Source organism: Shimia haliotis (assembly GCF_900114415.1).
GTDB lineage: Bacteria > Pseudomonadota > Alphaproteobacteria > Rhodobacterales > Rhodobacteraceae > Shimia > Shimia haliotis.
The window spans coordinates 1,045,154-1,062,516 of sequence record NZ_FOSZ01000001.1; the positions used below are offsets into that span (position 1 = coordinate 1,045,154).

Below are 17,363 nucleotides of genomic sequence, written 5' to 3' on the forward strand. Positions count from 1 at the left end.
TCTCAGGCTGCCAAGAGGCGCGGCAAATCCGCAACAACTTGCCTTGAAGACAGGCAAAACTAAAAATAAACTGAACCAATGAGTTCAGATAATTCGTAGATGAGCTTGTTTCCGCCGATATTGGACCCAATATGGCAGAAAATGAATTCGCGTGAACTTGAGGGAAATTCACATGCGCCTGATTCCGGTACTAACGGCGGTTCTCGTCGTCGGCTTTTTATATGTACTCGTTGTCGAAAGGGACAAACTGGCGGTCTTTGCTGCAGGTGGCGACACGGTCCCCGAAGCCACTGCCGCGCAAACGCCTGAAGAGACTGTCGCGGAGCCTGCGGAGGACGCCACTTCCAAGGTGCGGGTGATTGCTGTTCGCTCCACAGCGCGCACGATAGACAGCGCCGTCATTTTGCGTGGCCAAACCGAGGCCAACCGCGAGGTTCAAGTGCGAGCCGAAACCGGTGGCCTGGTTGTCAGCGACCCACTGCGCCGCGGCGCCAAGGTAAAACGCGGCGATGAACTCTGCCGCCTAGAGGCCGGCACTCGTGATGCCGTACTCGCAGAAGCCCGCGCCCGTCTGGCCGAGGCCCGCGCCCGCGTTCCCTCAACGCAAGCGTCCGTCGCTGAAGCCGAAGCCCGACTGCAAGAGGCGGAAATCAATGACAACGCGGCCCGCAAGCTGTCCGAAAGCGGCTATGCTTCCGAAACCCGCGTAGCCTCGGCCGCAGCAACGGTGCGCGCAGCGGAAGCGGCCGTGCAATCCGCCCGCTCCGGACTGGAAAGCACACAGGCCGGCATCGAATCCGCCGAGGCGCTTGTGGCCGCTGCCCAACGTGACATCGACCGCTTGGTCCTGACCGCGCCATTCAATGGCATACTGGAAAGTGACACCGCCGAACTTGGCAGCCTTGTGCAGCAAGGCAGCCTTTGTGGCACGGTGATCCAGCTGAACCCGATCCGTATTGTCGGATTTGTGCCGGAGGCCGAAATCAACCGCGTCAGTATTGGCGCTTTGGCCGGCGCCCGCCTGACAACCGGTGAGGAAGTCACCGGACAGGTCACATTTGTTTCGCGCTCGGCTGATCCGTTGACCCGCACGTTCCGCGTCGAAGTGGCCGTGCCCAACGACGACCTCAAGATTCGCGATGGTCAGACAGCCGAAATCGCCATTGCCTCCGACGGTGCCGAAGCGCATCTGATCCCGCAATCTGCCCTGACGCTGAGCGACGACGGCACGCTGGGTGTGCGCCTTGTCGGCGACGGCGATCTGGTGAATTTTGTCGGCGTTGAACTGTTGCGCGACACCGTGGACGGCATCTGGATCGAGGGCCCGCCCGACGAAGCCAACATCATCATCATCGGACAGGAATACGTCGAGGATGGTGTCGCAGTGATCCCCGTCTATGAGGAGCCTGCCTGATGATTGGTATGGTCGATTGGGCCGCAGACCGCGCCCGAATGGTTCTAGCATTTATCTTCCTGTCGCTTGCGGTGGGGGGATTTGCCTATTGGGGCCTGCCCAAAGAGGGTGAACCCGACATTCAAATTCCCGGACTGTTTGTTTCCGTCCCCTTCCCCGGCATCTCTGCGGCCGACAGCGAACAGATGCTGGTGCGCCCGATGGAAACCGAGCTGGCAGACATCGACGGTCTCGACAAAATGAGCGCCACGGCTTCCGAGGGCTATGCCGGTGTGTTTCTTGAATTCGAATTCGGTTGGGACAAATCCCGCGTTATGGCGGATGTGCGCGAGGCGATGAACACCGCCGAGGGCAGCTTTCCTGACGGGTTTGAGAAATACACGATCAACGAGATCAACTTCTCCGAATTTCCGATCATCATCGTAAACCTCACAGGACGCGTGCCGGAACGTACAATGTTCCGCATTGCCAAAGACTTGCAACGTGACCTTGAAACCATGGATGCGGTGCTTGAGGCCGGTATTGCGGGGCAGCGCGACGAAATGGTCGAGGTGGTGATCGACCCGCTGCGGCTGGAAAGCTACAACGTTTCCGCTCAGGAACTGATCGATGTGGTTGTGCAAAACAACCAGTTGATCGCAGCCGGAGAAATCGATAGCGCGCAGGGCACGTTTGCGGTGAAAATCCCATCGTCCTTCAGCGAGCCGCGCGACATCTATGACCTGCCGGTCAAAACCAACGGCGACCGCGTTGTCACGCTTGGCGATCTGGCGGAAATCAACCTGACCTTTCAGGATCGGCAAGGCACAGCCCGCTTCAACGGTGAGGACACCGTCGCGTTGCAAGTGGTTAAGCGCAAAGGCTTTAACCTGATCGACACCGCCGAAGAAATCAAGGTGGCCGTGGCCGAAGCGCAAGCCAAATGGCCAGAGGAGCTGCAAGCGGCTGTAAACATCGGCTCGTCCAACGACCAGAGCCGTCAGGTCGGCGCCATGGTGAGCCAGCTGGAGGGATCGGTTCTAACCGCCATCGCCTTGGTGATGATCGTGGTTCTTGCCGCGCTCGGCCTGCGGGCCGCATTGCTTGTCGGCTTTGCCATTCCAACGTCTTTCCTGCTCTGCTTTGCCCTGTTGGCAGCCATGGAGATCACAATCTCCAACATCGTGATGTTCGGCCTGATTCTGGCAGTGGGCATGTTGGTGGACGGGGCCATTGTTGTTGTGGAATACGCGGACAAGCGCATCAAAGAGGGCGTCGGCCCGATGCATGCCTATGTCGAAGCGGCCAAGCGCATGTTCTGGCCGATTGTCAGCTCCACCGCGACCACGCTCTGTGCGTTTTTGCCAATGCTGTTCTGGCCCGGTGTGCCGGGTCAGTTCATGGGCATGTTGCCGGTGACGCTGATTTTCGTTCTGTCCGCGTCTTTGGTCGTCGCCTTGATCTACCTGCCCGTGATGGGCGGCATCACAGGGCGCACTACGCGCTGGTTTGGTGCGCAGTTTGACCGGATCGCCAAAAGCAAATGGTGGCTTCACCTGCTGATGCTTCCGCTGTTTGCCGGTGCTGCGGGCGCAGGCGCTGCCGGTGCCAGTGCATTCTTTGGCTCGGCTTTTGCCACTTTTGACACGATGGATTCGGAACAGATCATCGGGTCCGTTGTGCCCACATTTGCGGCCTTCTTTGTTCTCGCGCTCGGTGGCGTGGTGGCCGCCGCACTTGCTGTTTCCGCGGGCGTGGCCCTCGTTTTGGCAGTGGCTGCGATTTTCACTCGCATAAAACTTCTGGCAGCTTGGGCAGTTCGCAAAGTATTCCCACGACGTGAAGGAGCGATCAAATCGGGGTATCGCCGCTCGCTGTTTGGATCCTTCATACATGGCATCGTCGGAAACCCCGTGATGCCACTGGCCACGATCGGCGCAGTGGTGATCGTTGTTGGCACGGTGTTCATCTATTTTGGTCAGAACAACCGTGGCGTTGAGTTCTTTGTCGAAAGCGAACCTGAGCAAGCCATTGTCTACGTCAAGGCGCGGGGCAACCTGTCTCTGGGCCAGAAAGACGCGCTTTTGGCGCAGGCCGAGGCGGTGGTTCTCAAGCATCCCGGGATCGACACAGCCTTTGCCTTTGCAGGCGAAGGCGGTCTGGACAGCAACACCGGCGGCGCACAGGCGCCAAAGGATATGGTCGGGCAAATCCAGCTTGAAACCATCCCATGGGAGGACCGGCCTACCACCACGGAAACGTGGTTTACCGTGCCCCTTATTGGCATCGACGTCCCCCGTGAAGTCAAAGACCCTGAATGGTCAGGCTTTAAGGTGATCAACGACATCGAAGCCGAGTTGAAACTTATCCCCGGTGTCCAGATCGAAATCCTCGAACTTGGCCGAGGGCCAGCGTCGGCGAAACCGGTGCATCTGCGCTTTAAGGGCGAAAACTGGGACGATTTGGTCGCAGCTACGGCTATGGCGCGTGCTGCCTTTGACAAAACCGCGGGGCTGGAAAACATCGAAGACACGCGCCCCCTGCCCGGCATCGACTGGGAAATCGAGGTCGACGTGGCCAAAGCCGGTCGCTACGGCGCGAATGTCGCGACCGTGGGTGGGATGGTGCAACTTGTGACGCGCGGCATCCTGTTGGACACGATGCGCGTAGACAGTTCCGATGAGGAAATCGACATCCGTGTGCGCCTGCCCGAGCAGGATCGTGTTCTAAGCACGCTCGACACTCTGAAGGTGCGCACAACGGAAGGTTTGGTGCCCCTGTCAAACTTCATCACCCGCAAGCCGGTTGCCAAACTGGCGGAGATCAACCGCATCGATCAACAGCGTTACTTTGACGTTAAGGCCGGCGTGGCCTCCGGCCTGATGTCGCTGCACAACCCCGAGACCGGCGCACGCGAGGTGATCGACGCAGATCAATGGACCAACAATGCCGACATCCGCGCCTCTTATCAGGATCGCGGGTTTGAGGCGGCGGTTCTGACCCCGAACGAGCGCATCGCGGTGCTGACAGATTGGGTCGAAAATGCCGATCTGCCCCCCAGCGTGAAATGGGAATGGACCGGTGATCAGGAAGACGAGGCCGAAAGCCAGGCCTTCCTGAGTTCGGCCTTTGCCGGCGCGCTGTTCCTGATGTTCATCATCCTGCTGGCTCAGTTCAACAGCCTGTATAATTCGGTTCTGGTTCTGCTGGCTGTGGTGTTGTCCACCACGGGTGTGTTGATCGGGATGCTGGTGATGGATCAGGCGTTTTCGATCATCATGACCGGCACAGGCATCGTGGCTCTGGCGGGAATTGTGGTGAACAACAACATTGTTCTGATCGACACCTATCAGGAATACAGCCAGTACATGCCCCGCATTGAGGCCATTGTGCGCACAGCCCAAAGCCGGATTCGTCCGGTTCTGCTAACCACGATCACCACAATGGCCGGCCTCGCGCCGATGATGTATGGCCTCAGCCTTGATTTCATCAACGGTGGCTATTCCTTTGACAGCCCGACATCGCTTTGGTGGAAACAGCTGGCAACCGCTGTGGTCTTTGGCCTCGGTATTGCCACTGTGCTGACCTTGGTTGTCACGCCCTCCTTGTTGGCGGTGCGTGTCTGGTTTGGCACCTATGTACATTGGTTCTCGATGCTTCTGGGTCGTCTGTCCATGGGCCGCGCCAGCCGCGCTGGTCAGGATTGGGCCCTGCGTCATGCGGCGCAGAAAGTAAAAGCGCCGGTGCTGTACTGGGATGAGGAGCCTGTAGCCAAAGAAATGCCGGAGGTTTCTGAGGCTCCGGAACCCAGCGCTGAGGACATCGCCAAAGCCGAAGCGGCGCAGCCCGAGGCGGTGGAGCTGGCTCCCGAGGTCGAAGCGCCCCGTGAGAGCGAAGGCAAGAAAGGCAAAGACCCCGACGGGCTTCAGGCCGCCGAGTAAACAAAAAGGAAAGGCTTCTTCTTCGCGAAGGAGTCTCGAAAGGGCAAATCTTCTCGGAAGATTTGCCCTTTTTCCGTCAACCCGCAGGCATCTCGTCTTCGCTGGCCTGTCTCTGCCAAAGCTGGGCATAGCGACCCTGAAGTTCCAGAAGCGCACTATGGGTGCCTTCTTCAACCACCTCGCCCTTCTCCAGCACCACAATGCGATCACTTTCGGCAATGGTGCTAAGGCGGTGGGCGATGGTGATCACCGTGCGCCCCTGCCCTGCCCGCGCCAGAGCTTCCTTGATGCCTTGCTCGGTCTCTGTGTCCAGTGCCGAGGTGGCCTCGTCCAACAACAACAGCGGCGGGTTTTTAAGCAATGTGCGGGCAATGCCGACACGTTGTTTTTCCCCGCCAGACAGCTTCAGACCCCGCTCGCCGACTGCCGTTTCATACCCGTCAGGCAGCGACGCGATAAAGTCGTGGATTTGCGCCGCCTGCGCCGCTGCAATGATGTCTTCTTCTGTCGCGCCGTCGCGGCCATAAGCGATGTTGTAGCGGATGGTGTCGTTGAACAGCACAGTGTCCTGCGGCACAACCCCGATCACGTCGTGAAGGCTTTCTTGCGTCACGTCCCGCACATCTTGCCCGTCAATTCGCAACGCCCCGCCTTGAACATCATAAAACCGGAACAACAGCCGCCCTATGGTGGATTTGCCAGACCCTGACGCGCCCACGATGGCAACGGTTTGCCCGCCCTCCACCGTCAGGCTGACACCTTGCAGGATGGGGCGATCCGGCTCATATCCAAACGCCACATTGTCCAGCTCGATCTTGCCCTTATCCACGACGATGGGCTGCGCGCCGTCCTTGTCGGAAACCTCGCTGGGCTGCTCCAGAAGGTCAAACATTTCGCCCATGTCCACAAGGCTCTGACGGATTTCGCGATAGACCGTGCCAAGGAAGTTCAACGGCATGGTGATCTGGATCATATAGGCGTTGACCATGACAAAATCGCCCACGGTCAAAGTCCCGTTCTCAACGCCGTTTGCGGCCATCACCATCACGGCAACCAGACCTGAGGTGATCAGAAAAGATTGGCCAAAGTTCAAGAACGCCAGCGAATACGACGTCTTGAGCGCAGCCGCCTCATAGCCTTCCATGGCACTGTCGTAACGCGCGGCCTCACGCCGTTCCGCTCCGAAATATTTGACAGTTTCAAAGTTCAGAAGGCTGTCGATGGCCTTCTGATTGGCGTCCGTGTCCTGATCGTTCATCTCGCGGCGCAGCTTCACACGCCACTCAGTGACCTTGAAGGTAAAGGCAACATAGGTGGCGATCGTGACAGCCACGACGACCAGATACCAAATGTCAAAAACCACCGCGAGGATCACGCCGATCAACAGGAGTTCCAGAATGAGCGGGCCAATAGAAAACAGCATGAACCGCAGCAAAAACTCGACGCCTTTGACGCCGCGTTCGATGATCCGGCTCAGCCCACCGGTTTTGCGGGTGATGTGATATCGCATCGAAAGACGGTGAATATGCTCAAAGGTCTCAAGCGCAAGTTGGCGCAGCGCCCGCTGGGCCACTTTGGCAAATATCGCATCCCGCAGTTGCTGAAACCCGTTCGCCATCAAACGCGCAAAACCATACGCCACCGTCAAGCCCACGGCTCCCAACATCAAAGGCGACACGGCATCCTCTGCAAGGGCATCCACGGCCCCCTTGTAAAGCATGGGGGTGTAGACTGCGATCAGCTTGGACGCCAGCAACGCCAGCATCGCCAGCACCACACGGTTTTTCACCCAGGGTTTGTCGGCGGGCCATAGATATGGCGCGACCCTGCGGATCGTGCGCCAACCGGAGCGCTGTTCATTTCGTGCGAGTTCTTCTTCGGATGCGGTGTGCCACGTGGCCATGGTGCCTGCCTTACAAAATGGGTGAGCCGGGCGAAACTATCGCCCGGCTCACATGATTACCACCCGCGAAGGTGCACAGATCACTCTGGAACGGTGAACACCTGTCCGGGATAGATCAGATCAGGGTCACGGATCTTGTCTTTGTTGGCTTCAAATAGCTGAACATACAATGTGCCCTCGCCATATCGATCACGCGCGATGGCCCACAAGGTAGAGCCCGGCTGCACCGTCACAATCTGGACTGCCGGCTTTTGCGGGCTTGGCTCGGTCGCTGCGGGTTCTGCCTCGGCGGCCACCTCCGGTGCGCTTGCCGTAACGGTTTCGACCTCATCACTTGGCGCGACGGTCTCAGAGGTTTCGGTGCTGCCCCCCTCTTCAGGCGCATCGGCCTCATCGGGTGCCTCGGCCACGAGGGTGTTCTCTGATGCGGTTGCCACGTCCTCGCTTTGCGGCTCTGTTGGCGACGGTGTCACTGCCTGCGCCTCTGCAACAACTTCGGGCGCTTCCCGTTTGAACGGTGTTTCCACGCGGCTCAAGACTTTGCCCGCCGCGTCCATCTCATCAACGCGCATGGTATAAAGGCCCGGCGCCACGTCGCTCAATTCCAGCGACCATGTGCCCGCAGCGTCGACAGCGCCACTTTGCGCCAGTGCATTGTCGAGATAGAGTTGCACAAGGGCATTCTCCAGCCCACGACCCGACACAACAACATCGCCAGTGTCCGAGTAGCTGATCGCGTCAATCGACACGGCCGAAACCACCTCCGGTTCTGACGAAGATGCCGCGGGTTGCACAACCCGCACCCCATCAGAGTCCGACACCAGAACCGCAGGGGCCTTTGGCTCAGGCTGGGTTTCTTGTGTCTCGGAAGCGGTGTCTGCAACAGCTTCGGCTGTTTCTTGAACCACATCCGCGACCTCTGCCTGCGCTGCGGATGTGTCCTCAGCCTCAGGCGTTTCGGCTTCGGCGACCACGACAGGCGCAGCAATGGGGGCAACAAGGAATGCTCCGTCCGAAAGCAGATCACCCTCCGGCTGGCGCTCAACCAACATCAACTCACGCGGCTGCGGGCTTGGATCCAAATTAATGAAAGCAAAGAATTTTCCCGACGTGTCTGCCTGAGCGCTGGCGATTTCGACACCATCCAAAAGTACGGAAATCACCCCGTTTGGCGCAGCGGTTCCCGCTATCTGACCGGAGCCATCCGGCTCTATGCGAACCAGATCAAACGCTGGCAAAACCGCGGCGGGCTTTCCCATTTCCGAGGACGTTTCGGTCTGGGCAACGGTTTCTGTCGCATCCGCCGCGGGCTCTGGTGCCTCTGCCACTTCCTGAGCATCTTGTTCAGGCTCAGAGACAGCGACCTCTGCCTCCGGCGCGTCTTCCTCCGGGGCAACTTCGGCCTCCGTGACTGTCTGAGCGGCCGTATCATCTACCGCCTCTGGGCTGTTCTCAGTCGGGACAGCCACTTGGGTTTCCGGCGCGGTCTCCTCGACACTTTCCTGCACCGTTGTTACCGGTTCAGGCCCCGTCTTGGATGGTCCCAGAACGCCGGACGCCACCAGCGCCACAACCGCAACACCCGTCGCAACGACAGCGCCCACCACCAAAGCAGCATTGCTGCTTACAAATGTTGTGAATTTGCTCATCCGCCTGCATCCCCCGAAATCGGCGTTCATCTTGGTTGAGCGACATTAACAACAGCGCTATGGGTGGTCAAAAGGGTCTTGAAGATATTGGGGAAAATCATGAGCAAGCGGTCTGTCTGTGTCTTTTGTGGATCACGTGTCGGGTCCGATCCCGCCTATCTGGAGGCCGCCCAAGCCCTCGGATCGCGCCTTGCAAGCCATGAATGGCGCCTTGTCTATGGCGCGGGTGATGTCGGCCTGATGGGCGCGGTTGCCAACGCAGCACAGGCCGCGGGTGCCGAAACCTTCGGCGTCATCCCGACCCATTTGCTTGAGTGGGAGGTGGGCAAACGCGATCTGACCAACTTTATCGTCACCGAAAACATGCACGAGCGCAAAAAGGTCATGTTCATGAACTGCGACGCCATTGTGGTTCTACCCGGTGGCGCAGGTTCGCTTGACGAGTTTTTTGAGGTGCTGACATGGCGTCAGTTGGGCCTGCATGAAAAACCCATTTTGCTGCTCAATATCAACGGTTTCTGGGATCCGCTCGTGGGGCTTTTGGATCATGTGATCGCTCAAGGGTTTGCCGAGGAGAGCATCAAGGCCTTCATCCAAGTGGTCGACAGCGTGACCGAAGCAGAGATGCGCCTCTCTCAGGCGTTTGGCTGATCACCCTCCCCCAAAGAAAACGGTACGCCCGCAAGCCGTGTTGGCGAGCGGGACCGGTCATCAGCCGCGAGAAACACCAAAGTCTGCAAAACTGGGCTTTGCCGCGTCTTGCCCAAGACCCCTGGTAGAAAAGCTAGATTATTAGACCACTTACCAAGCAGACGCAGTTCATCAACTGGCGTGCGGTTCCTTTTGGGGTTTGTACTTTCCAAATAGGTGGCTAGTCTGGTTTGATGGATGCCATTGATGAGCTTAATCACTGGATGATGAGCGAGGGTCGTTGTTCAAATGACCCTGTCAAAGTGGTTTCGCATTTTTGCACTACATTGATCGACGCGGGCGTCCCGCTTTGGCGCGTGAACATCGGCCAGCGCTTCGCAAATCCGCTGCTGATTGCTTGGGGAGTGGTCTGGACCCCCGAAGGCACGGAAAGCTACGACGTCACACATGCGCGCATGCTCACAGACGGTTATGTCGGCAGCGCGTTTGAATACATTTTAGAAAACCAGCGCCCGCTCCACAAAAATCTGCGCGGTCTTGATCCACAAAAGGATCACTCCTCCTATCTTGAATTTGCTGCTGCCGGAGGCACCGATTATTACGCCACCCTTCTGGATTATGGTGACGGGTCCCAACACGGTTGCACATTTGCGACCCAATCAATGCAAGGTTTTTCATCCAGCCATTTGGCAATGATCGAAGCCGCCAAATCCGGACTTTCCTCGGCGATGGAGCCGATGACGATGCGCAAATCGTCAAAAAGCCTTCTGCGCACCTATCTTGGGGACGGTCCCAGCGAAGCTGTTTGGAATGGCACGATTCAACGCGGAGAACGCACGACACTAGATGCGGTTGTCATGTTCTCTGATCTGCGTGGTTTCACGGCACTGTCCGACAACTCCGACGAAAGCGACGTCTTTGATGCTCTGGATGGCTATTTCGACGTCGTGGTGCAATCGGTCGAGGAGAATGGCGGTGACGTGTTAAAGTTCATGGGGGATGGCATTCTGTCTATCTTCCCAATTCGGAATACAGCCGATCGGCCACGCCAGTGCCAAAATGCGGCGAGCGCAGCAAGGCAAGTGCTTGTCGGATTGTCTGCGCTCAATGAAGAGCGCGCAGACAAGAACAAGAAGCCCCTGGATCTTGGCATCGGCATCAATGTGGGAAAGGTGAGTTACGGCAACATCGGCAGTCCAGGCAGGCTGGACTTCACTGTGCTTGGCGGTGCGGTCAACGTTGCCAGCAGAATTGAAGGTTTGACCAAATCCCTCGGGCACCGCGTGCTCGCAACCCTTGCCGTTGCCGAGGTCTCCCCCGAAATGTTTGCGACATGCGGGGCGCATGAGGTGCGCGGGCTCGCCAACCCAATCGATCTTTTTGCCTTTCTCGACTAAGCCCATGATACAGAAATAAATTCAGTCAATGGCGATGAGAGCGGCAGGCGGTCAGTCACGCGAGGCGCAACAATCGATAGTCCAGGCTCAAGTCGGACGTGGCCACGAAAAAGCCCGCCAGACATCTCTGTCGGCGGGCTTTTCCTTGATGCGTCAGCTGATCACATGCGCGATGCGACGTTTTCCCAGTTCACCAGGTTGTCTAGGAAGTTGGACAGGTAAACAGGACGCTTGTTGCGGAAATCGATGTAGTAGGAGTGTTCCCACACGTCACAGCCCAGCAGGGCGGTTTGGTTGAAGCAGAGCGGGTTCACGCCGTTTTCGGTCTTGGTCACTGCCAGCGAGCCATCAGCGTTTTTCACCAACCAGCACCAGCCTGAGCCGAACTGACCTGCGCCTGCGGCGGAGAATTGGGATTTGAACTCGTCAACCGAGCCAAAAGATTCAACCAAAGCTTTTTCCAGCTCGGACGGCATGGCGTTTGCGCCGGGGCCCATCATTTCCCAGAACTGGTTGTGGTTCCACAGCTGGGAGATGTTGTTGAAGATGCCGTTCTGTGCAACCGCGTTGGCGTCATAGGTGCCGACGATGATTTCTTCCAAAGACTTGCCGTCCCACTCTGTGCCGGCGATGGCGGCGTTGCCGTTGGTCACATAGGCGTTGTGGTGCAGGTCGTGGTGGAATTCCAGCGTCTCGGCGGACATGCCTTTGTCGGCCAGAGCGTCATGGGCATAGGGGAGATCAGGAAGTTCAAAAGCCATTGCAGCATCCTCTTCTGTTGCGCGAATTTTCTCTGGCCCCAGATGTGGGGGAATTGCGGGTAAGGTCAAGTCTAAAGCGTCTATGAAAGCTATGATCCTGCGCCGTTTCAGCGTTTCTTGCAGGTTCCCTGCGCACTGAAATACTCCGGCGATTGGCCTACTGCATTCAGCATTTCAACACCAGGCGCGTTCACATTGGCGGTCGCCTTGTCACGGTCTTTGAAATAGCTCAGCGAATAGTTCAGCGACGGTCCATAACCCAAGGTGGTTTTCACCCCCTTCAACTTCCAGCGCAAGGTCAGGCGTTTGTCGCTGTTGGTTTGAACTGTCGCCGGAATCGGTCCGCCGTGTTCCTGATTGATCAGGCTGTCAAACACGGTCACGTCGCCCCCTGTCACCTTCACAACGATGCGGCTGCGGATCCATTCGTTCGCGCCTTGGCGCGGAAAACTGCAATCAAAGGTTTGCGCCCCTGCCAGCGGAGCGGACAATGCCAAAGACACAGCAGCTGCGAAAATAACTCTCATCGGCAAAGGCCCTGTGTAACGTCAAACAATCTACGCCATCAGGGCAGGTGCGGATGAAAAAATCAAGGCAGGACGCCACCAGCAACACCGCGAAAGACCTTCACACCTTGTTTTGGCTATTTGATCGTACAGCGCCCCGACGCACTAAGGTTGTTGCGTGCGTCACGGTCAAAACGGGCCCGCACCTTTGAGGAGTTGTCAGTCACATTGATGGTGACTTTATATTTCACCGCAATCTCAAGCCGTTGATTGGAACTGCTTGTCACGGGAAAGTCGCTGACAGTCCAATCCAATTGCATGCGTTTTTGCGACGGCCGTGAATATTTCACCTCAATCGGCTTTTTGTAGAAACTGGAAATCACGCGATCCAGCGCCTTGGCCGTCCTTTTGTCAGCGTCGACCACAAAAATGGCTTTCTCAGACAGGAACCCGCCGCGCCCGTGCAGTTTGTAGTCGCAATGATATTCCACAGCGCCTGCAGCAACGGATTGGCCTAACGCCGCAAGAAACAGCGTGCTCAAAGCCAAAAATTTTGACGATGTCATTTTGGTATTTTCCGATTTTTTGAGATCAGTACTATCATCGCGCAGGCGCTTCGCAGAACGCCACACCAGACTTTACGGCTGCACTTCGCGGCACTTTCCGCTGGCTTTGGTGTTGTTGAGAACGTCCACCGTTGGCGTGACACGCACCGTGCCCTGCTTGGTCTTCAGATTGATCGTGGCGCGGTAATTGACGTCGACCAGCTGGGTTTCACCGCCGCGGAATTTGGATGGGATTTTGTTCAGCCGCCAATTGAGCTGAATTCTTTGAGTAGACGCACGCGACATATCAACCGCAATCGGTTTGCTGTGCATTGTCTTGATCCAGTAGTCATAGGCTTCCGCGGTGCCCTTCTCTTCGTCGAAAACAAAGAGCGCGGCTTCGGGTGTCCACCCGCCATAGCCGCTTTTGTATTCGCAAAAAAATGCACGCTCGGCACCATGTGCCGTGCCAACAAGAAAAATGGTGGCCGCAACCAGTGTAGAAATTCGTTTCTTCATATCGTCCGTCGTCGGATTTCGCAATTAGGGAATTGACGGTCATATTCGAAATTACCTTCAATTCAGATATCGCATAAATAGAGAAAACTAATAACAGCACACGTTGAATGATGTCATGCAACTCGACGCCGTTCGGCGTCAAGCTCCAGTTTCAAAACCTATGGAAAAACCGACCCGACGTCACCACCGTCAGACGAGGTGGTGCACCTCGCCACCGTTCGTGACCGACAGACGCAGAACATCAAACACATATTGCGCCACAGACCGGAAACAAATCACCTCAAAACAAGAGTCACCAGTTTGCCAGAAAGCTGCAGGAACCTGTGCGATACGGGTGCGTCGGATTTCATCCGGTGCGAAGGCCGATTTGGAAAGATCAACAGGCGCCAGTTTTGCCAAGGCATCGCGACTGCCCTCACCGCTGATTTCAAAAACCGCACGGGCATCAGACACATTGGCAACAAGTGCGTGGCTGCCTGCCAGCGCTGTTGTCAATGTTGCCACCGTATCCAGAACGGTGGCGTATTCGACAACAACCAGCAACTCGTCCGGTGACATCCACGCCACTTTGCCTTTGTCGCCCACGCTCACTTTGCGCTGATCCGGGACACCCGCACCGGTGGCGGATTTGACCGCTGCTGCCATCTCTTTGGACGCCAGATCACCACGCACGGTGATCATTCCCCGCAAACCGGTTTCCGTGACCGTAGCGAACCCTGCGAATTTCGCGCCGGAGAGCGCACTCACTGCCTTAGACATTCTGCTTCTCCCCGTCTTTGTCATAAAACACCGGATCGACCACCTTGGCCTTTACGGTGCTGCCATCCACTTTGTTGAATTCCACAACCTCGCCCATGCGATCCAGCGCATTGTGCAGAAGGCCCATGGCAATGCCACGATCCAGCGTCGGCGAATAATAGGTCGAAGTCACACGACCCTGCACGTTGCGCTGGTTGTTGGCGTTGCTGCCACTCGCAACGATATAGGATCCGTCAGGAATGACCGAGCCATCCACGGTTTCAAAACCCGCCAGCTTCCAGCGGTCAGGGCTGGCCATGTGGTCGCGCAGCTGCGCGCGTTTGCCAAGGAAGTCTTCTTTCTTCTTGGAAATCGCCCACTGCATATTGAGATCTTGCGGGATGATCGTGCCGTCAGTCTCGTCGCCAATCATGATAAAGCCCTTCTCGGCCCGCATCACGTGCAGCGCTTCGGTGCCGTAGGGCATGATGCCAAATTCTTCACCTGCTGCCAGCAGAGCATCCCAAAAGGCGCGGCCCTGTGAGGCAGGCACAGCAATTTCATAGGACAGCTCACCAGAGAACGAAATCCGGTACGCCCGCGCGTCGAAATCGCCGATCTTGCCGTCTTTCCATGACATAAAGGCAAGACCCTCTTTGGAGACATCCATCTCACCGCCGAGTTTCTCGATCACCTTGCGGGCGTTCGGGCCCACAACCGCGATCTGCGCGTATTGCTCGGTGACATTGGCAGTAAAGACCTCCCAGTCCCACCATTCGCATTGCAGCCAGTCTTCCATCCAGCCGTGGATACGCTCTGCCCCACCGGTGGTGGTGTGACACAGGAAGGTGTCCTCATCGATGCGCGCCACAACGCCGTCATCAATCAGGAAGCCGTTCTCGTTGCACATCAGGCCATAGCGGCATTTGCCCGGCTTCAGCGTCGACATCATGTTGGTGTACATCATGTCGAGAAATTTGCCCGCATCCGGGCCTTTGACGATGATCTTGCCCAGCGTCGACGCATCCAGAAGGCCCACGGATTTGCGGGTCTGGTTGATCTCGCGTGTTACCGCATCGGCGTGGCTTTCGCTGCCGCGAGGGAAGCAATAGGGCCGACGCCATTGGCCGACAGGTTCAAAGAACGCGCCGTTGGCCTCGTGCCAGTCGTGGATCGGCGTGCGACGCAGCGGCTGGAATGCTTCGTCGCGTGCTTCGCCCGCGATGGAGCCCATCGAGATCGGCGTATACGGCGGGCGGAACGTGGTGGTGCCAGTCGCCGGGATGGGTTGGTTCAACGCATCAGAAAGCACGGCCAATCCGTTGATGTTGCTGAGTTTACCCTGATCGGTTGCCATGCCAAGCGTGGTGTAACGCTTGGTGTGCTCCACGCTTTCATAGCCTTCCTGCGCGGCCAGCTTCACGTCCGACACTTTCACGTCGTTCTGATAATCGAGCCATGCTTTCATGCGCAGCTTTGGACCCGCACCCTGCGGCATCAGCCAGACAGGTTCCATGCCCGCCTCGGCCTGCGCCTCAGCGCTCGGAGCGGCACCAGCGGCACCGTCGAAGCCTGCTGCTTTCGCCACCGCGATGCCCGCAGATTGCGCATCCGCCAGCACGTCACCGGTCAAAAGCGGACCGCTTGCGGTGCCTGCGGTGACAACAAAGCCGTTGCCGTCATGGCTGGTCGGGGCGCGGTCGGGATCGGGGCGGAAGTGGGCTTGTGTCTCGTCCCAGATCAGCTTGCCGCCACAGTGGGACCAGAGGTGCACCACAGGCGACCAGCCGCCGGACATGGCCACCGCATCACACATGATTTCTTCCAGAACCGCACCTTCGCCGGCTTGCGCACAGATCGCCACGCCGGTCACGCGTTTGCCGCCTTTGACCTTGGCGATGGCTTTGCCGTTTTCCACGCGGATACCGAGCGCCTTGGCTTCATCGGCCAGCGCACCGCCGCCTGTGGCGCGGGCGTCAAGGATCACGGGTACCTCAAGGCCAGCGTTTTTCAGTGCAATCGCAGTGCGATAGGCGTCGTCGTTGTTGGTTACGACCACAGTCCGGTCGCCTGACGACACGCCAAAGTTCACGGAATAGTCGCGCACGGCGCTTGCCAGCATCACACCAGGAATGTCGTTGCCTGCAAAGGACAGCGGTCGCTCAATCGCGCCGGTCGCGGTCACAATCTGCTTGGCACGGATGCGCCACAGGCGATGACGCGGCCCCGCCACGGCGGGCGCGTGATCGGTCAGGCGCTCATAGCCCAGCATGTAGCCGTGGTCATAGACCCCTGCGCCCATCATGCGGCTGCGAATGGTGACGTTGTCCATCGCGTTCAGTTCCGCCACGGTGGCGTTCACGAAGTCCTCAGCGGATTTGCCGTCAATCTCGCCGCCATCAACAGGCGCGCGGCCGCCCCAATGGGCGGTCTGCTCCATCAGAAGAACCTTGGCACCCGCCTGCCCTGCGGCTTTCGCCGCCTGCAAACCGGCGACACCGCCGCCGACAACCACAACGTCGAAGAAGGCGTAGTAGTGCTCGTAACGATCCGCGTCGCGATCTTTCGGCGCTTTGCCAAGCCCTGCGGACTGGCGCACGATGGGTTCAAAGACATGCTTCCAAGCCGCGCGGGGCGCCATGAAGGTCTTATAGTAAAAGCCCGCCGGCAGGAAACGCGCGGCGTAGTTGTTGGCGACGCCCACGTCAAACTCAAGTGACGGCCAGTGGTTCTGGCTGGTCGCGCTCAACCCGTCATACAGCTCTGTTGTGGTGGCACGTTGGTTGGGCTCAAACTTACCGCCCGCACCAAGGTTAACCAGCGCGTTCGGTTCTTCGGCACCAGAGGCCACAACGCCGCGCGGGCGGTGGTATTTGAACGAGCGGCCCATCAGCATCTGGTCGTTTGCCAGAAGTGCCGAGGCTAGCGTGTCGCCCTCATAACCGGTGAGTTTCTTGCCGTTGAAGCTGAACGAAACCTGTTTGGATTTGTTCAGAAGGCGACCGCCAGAGGTGAGGCGTGTGCTCATGAGAAGTCCCTCCACGACCAATTCGGATACTTGGCCGAGATCTTGTCTTTGATGTCTTGTGGCGGCTCTAGGGTCTGGGCGGAATACGTGCCAAAGACCTCAAGAGTTGTGGTGCTGCGCGCCGCGTGAAAAAACTTGCCGCAACCGTTTGAATGCCGCCAGCGCTCGAAATGCACACCCTTGGGGTTCTCGCGCATGAAGAGATAGCTCTCAAACTCGTCGTCGCTGGAGCCGGGGCCAAAGCGTTTCAGATGCGCTTCTCCTTCGGCATGAAGCTCGGTTTCCTCGGCCCAGACGCCGCAATAGGGGCATTGAAGTGTCAACATATGCTT

The 17,363-nt window shown here is 57.9% G+C and carries 13 protein-coding genes; 4 read left to right on the forward strand and 9 right to left on the reverse strand.

Going from position 1 to position 17,363, the window contains the following annotated elements; translation table 11 throughout:
• The first annotated feature begins 172 nt into the window (after positions 1-172).
• Together BM069_RS05135 and BM069_RS05140 are read left to right on the forward strand one after the other, a co-directional pair.
• Complete coding sequence (locus BM069_RS05135; protein ID WP_093321043.1) at positions 173-1,414, forward strand: efflux RND transporter periplasmic adaptor subunit; 1,242 nt, start codon at positions 173-175, stop codon at positions 1,412-1,414.
• Entirely contained in the window at positions 1,414-5,334 is a 3,921-nt protein-coding gene (locus tag BM069_RS05140) for an efflux RND transporter permease subunit (RefSeq protein ID WP_093321046.1), read from the forward strand. Before BM069_RS05135 ends, BM069_RS05140 begins: the two co-directional genes overlap by 1 nt.
• 76 nt (positions 5,335-5,410) lie before the next feature.
• Here BM069_RS05140 and BM069_RS05145 read toward each other — a convergent pair whose 3' ends face one another.
• Complete coding sequence (locus tag BM069_RS05145) at positions 5,411-7,237, reverse strand: ABCB family ABC transporter ATP-binding protein/permease (protein WP_093321048.1); 1,827 nt, start codon at positions 7,235-7,237, stop codon at positions 5,411-5,413.
• Positions 7,238-7,317: 80 nt separating this feature from the next.
• On the reverse strand, positions 7,318-8,886 hold the full coding sequence (locus BM069_RS05150) for a LysM peptidoglycan-binding domain-containing protein (protein ID WP_244503533.1): 1,569 nt from the start codon (positions 8,884-8,886) through the stop codon (positions 7,318-7,320).
• Between the two features lie 99 nt (positions 8,887-8,985).
• Between BM069_RS05150 and BM069_RS05155 the strand changes: the two genes are divergently transcribed.
• Both BM069_RS05155 and BM069_RS05160 read left to right on the forward strand, forming a co-directional pair.
• On the forward strand, positions 8,986-9,537 hold the full coding sequence (locus BM069_RS05155; RefSeq protein ID WP_093321051.1) for an LOG family protein: 552 nt from the start codon (positions 8,986-8,988) through the stop codon (positions 9,535-9,537).
• A 233-nt stretch (positions 9,538-9,770) separates the two neighbouring features.
• Positions 9,771-10,934: an adenylate/guanylate cyclase domain-containing protein gene (locus BM069_RS05160; RefSeq protein ID WP_093321054.1), complete on the forward strand. Its 1,164-nt coding sequence runs from the start codon at positions 9,771-9,773 to the stop codon at positions 10,932-10,934.
• Positions 10,935-11,095: 161 nt separating this feature from the next.
• On the opposite strand, the gene BM069_RS05165 is transcribed toward BM069_RS05160, so the two are convergent.
• The 7 genes from BM069_RS05165 to BM069_RS05195 form a co-directional block, all read right to left on the reverse strand.
• On the reverse strand, positions 11,096-11,695 hold the full coding sequence (locus tag BM069_RS05165) for a superoxide dismutase (protein ID WP_093321057.1): 600 nt from the start codon (positions 11,693-11,695) through the stop codon (positions 11,096-11,098).
• A gap of 107 nt (positions 11,696-11,802) precedes the next feature.
• A complete protein-coding gene (locus BM069_RS05170; protein ID WP_139216138.1) occupies positions 11,803-12,222 on the reverse strand; it encodes a hypothetical protein in 420 nt (139 codons plus the stop codon).
• A 116-nt stretch (positions 12,223-12,338) separates the two neighbouring features.
• The gene (locus tag BM069_RS05175; RefSeq protein ID WP_139216139.1) at positions 12,339-12,767 is read right to left on the reverse strand and encodes a hypothetical protein; all 429 of its coding nucleotides are present in this window, start codon (positions 12,765-12,767) and stop codon (positions 12,339-12,341) included.
• A 72-nt stretch (positions 12,768-12,839) separates the two neighbouring features.
• A complete protein-coding gene (locus BM069_RS05180; RefSeq protein WP_093321065.1) occupies positions 12,840-13,265 on the reverse strand; it encodes a hypothetical protein in 426 nt (141 codons plus the stop codon).
• Between the two features lie 189 nt (positions 13,266-13,454).
• Positions 13,455-14,024: a sarcosine oxidase subunit gamma gene (locus BM069_RS05185; protein ID WP_093321068.1), complete on the reverse strand. Its 570-nt coding sequence runs from the start codon at positions 14,022-14,024 to the stop codon at positions 13,455-13,457.
• Complete coding sequence (locus tag BM069_RS05190; RefSeq protein WP_093321070.1) at positions 14,017-17,031, reverse strand: sarcosine oxidase subunit alpha family protein; 3,015 nt, start codon at positions 17,029-17,031, stop codon at positions 14,017-14,019. Before BM069_RS05190 ends, BM069_RS05185 begins: the two co-directional genes overlap by 8 nt.
• The gene (locus tag BM069_RS05195; protein WP_093321073.1) at positions 17,028-17,357 is read right to left on the reverse strand and encodes a sarcosine oxidase subunit delta; all 330 of its coding nucleotides are present in this window, start codon (positions 17,355-17,357) and stop codon (positions 17,028-17,030) included. Before BM069_RS05195 ends, BM069_RS05190 begins: the two co-directional genes overlap by 4 nt.
• Between the last annotated feature and the right edge of the window lie 6 nt (positions 17,358-17,363).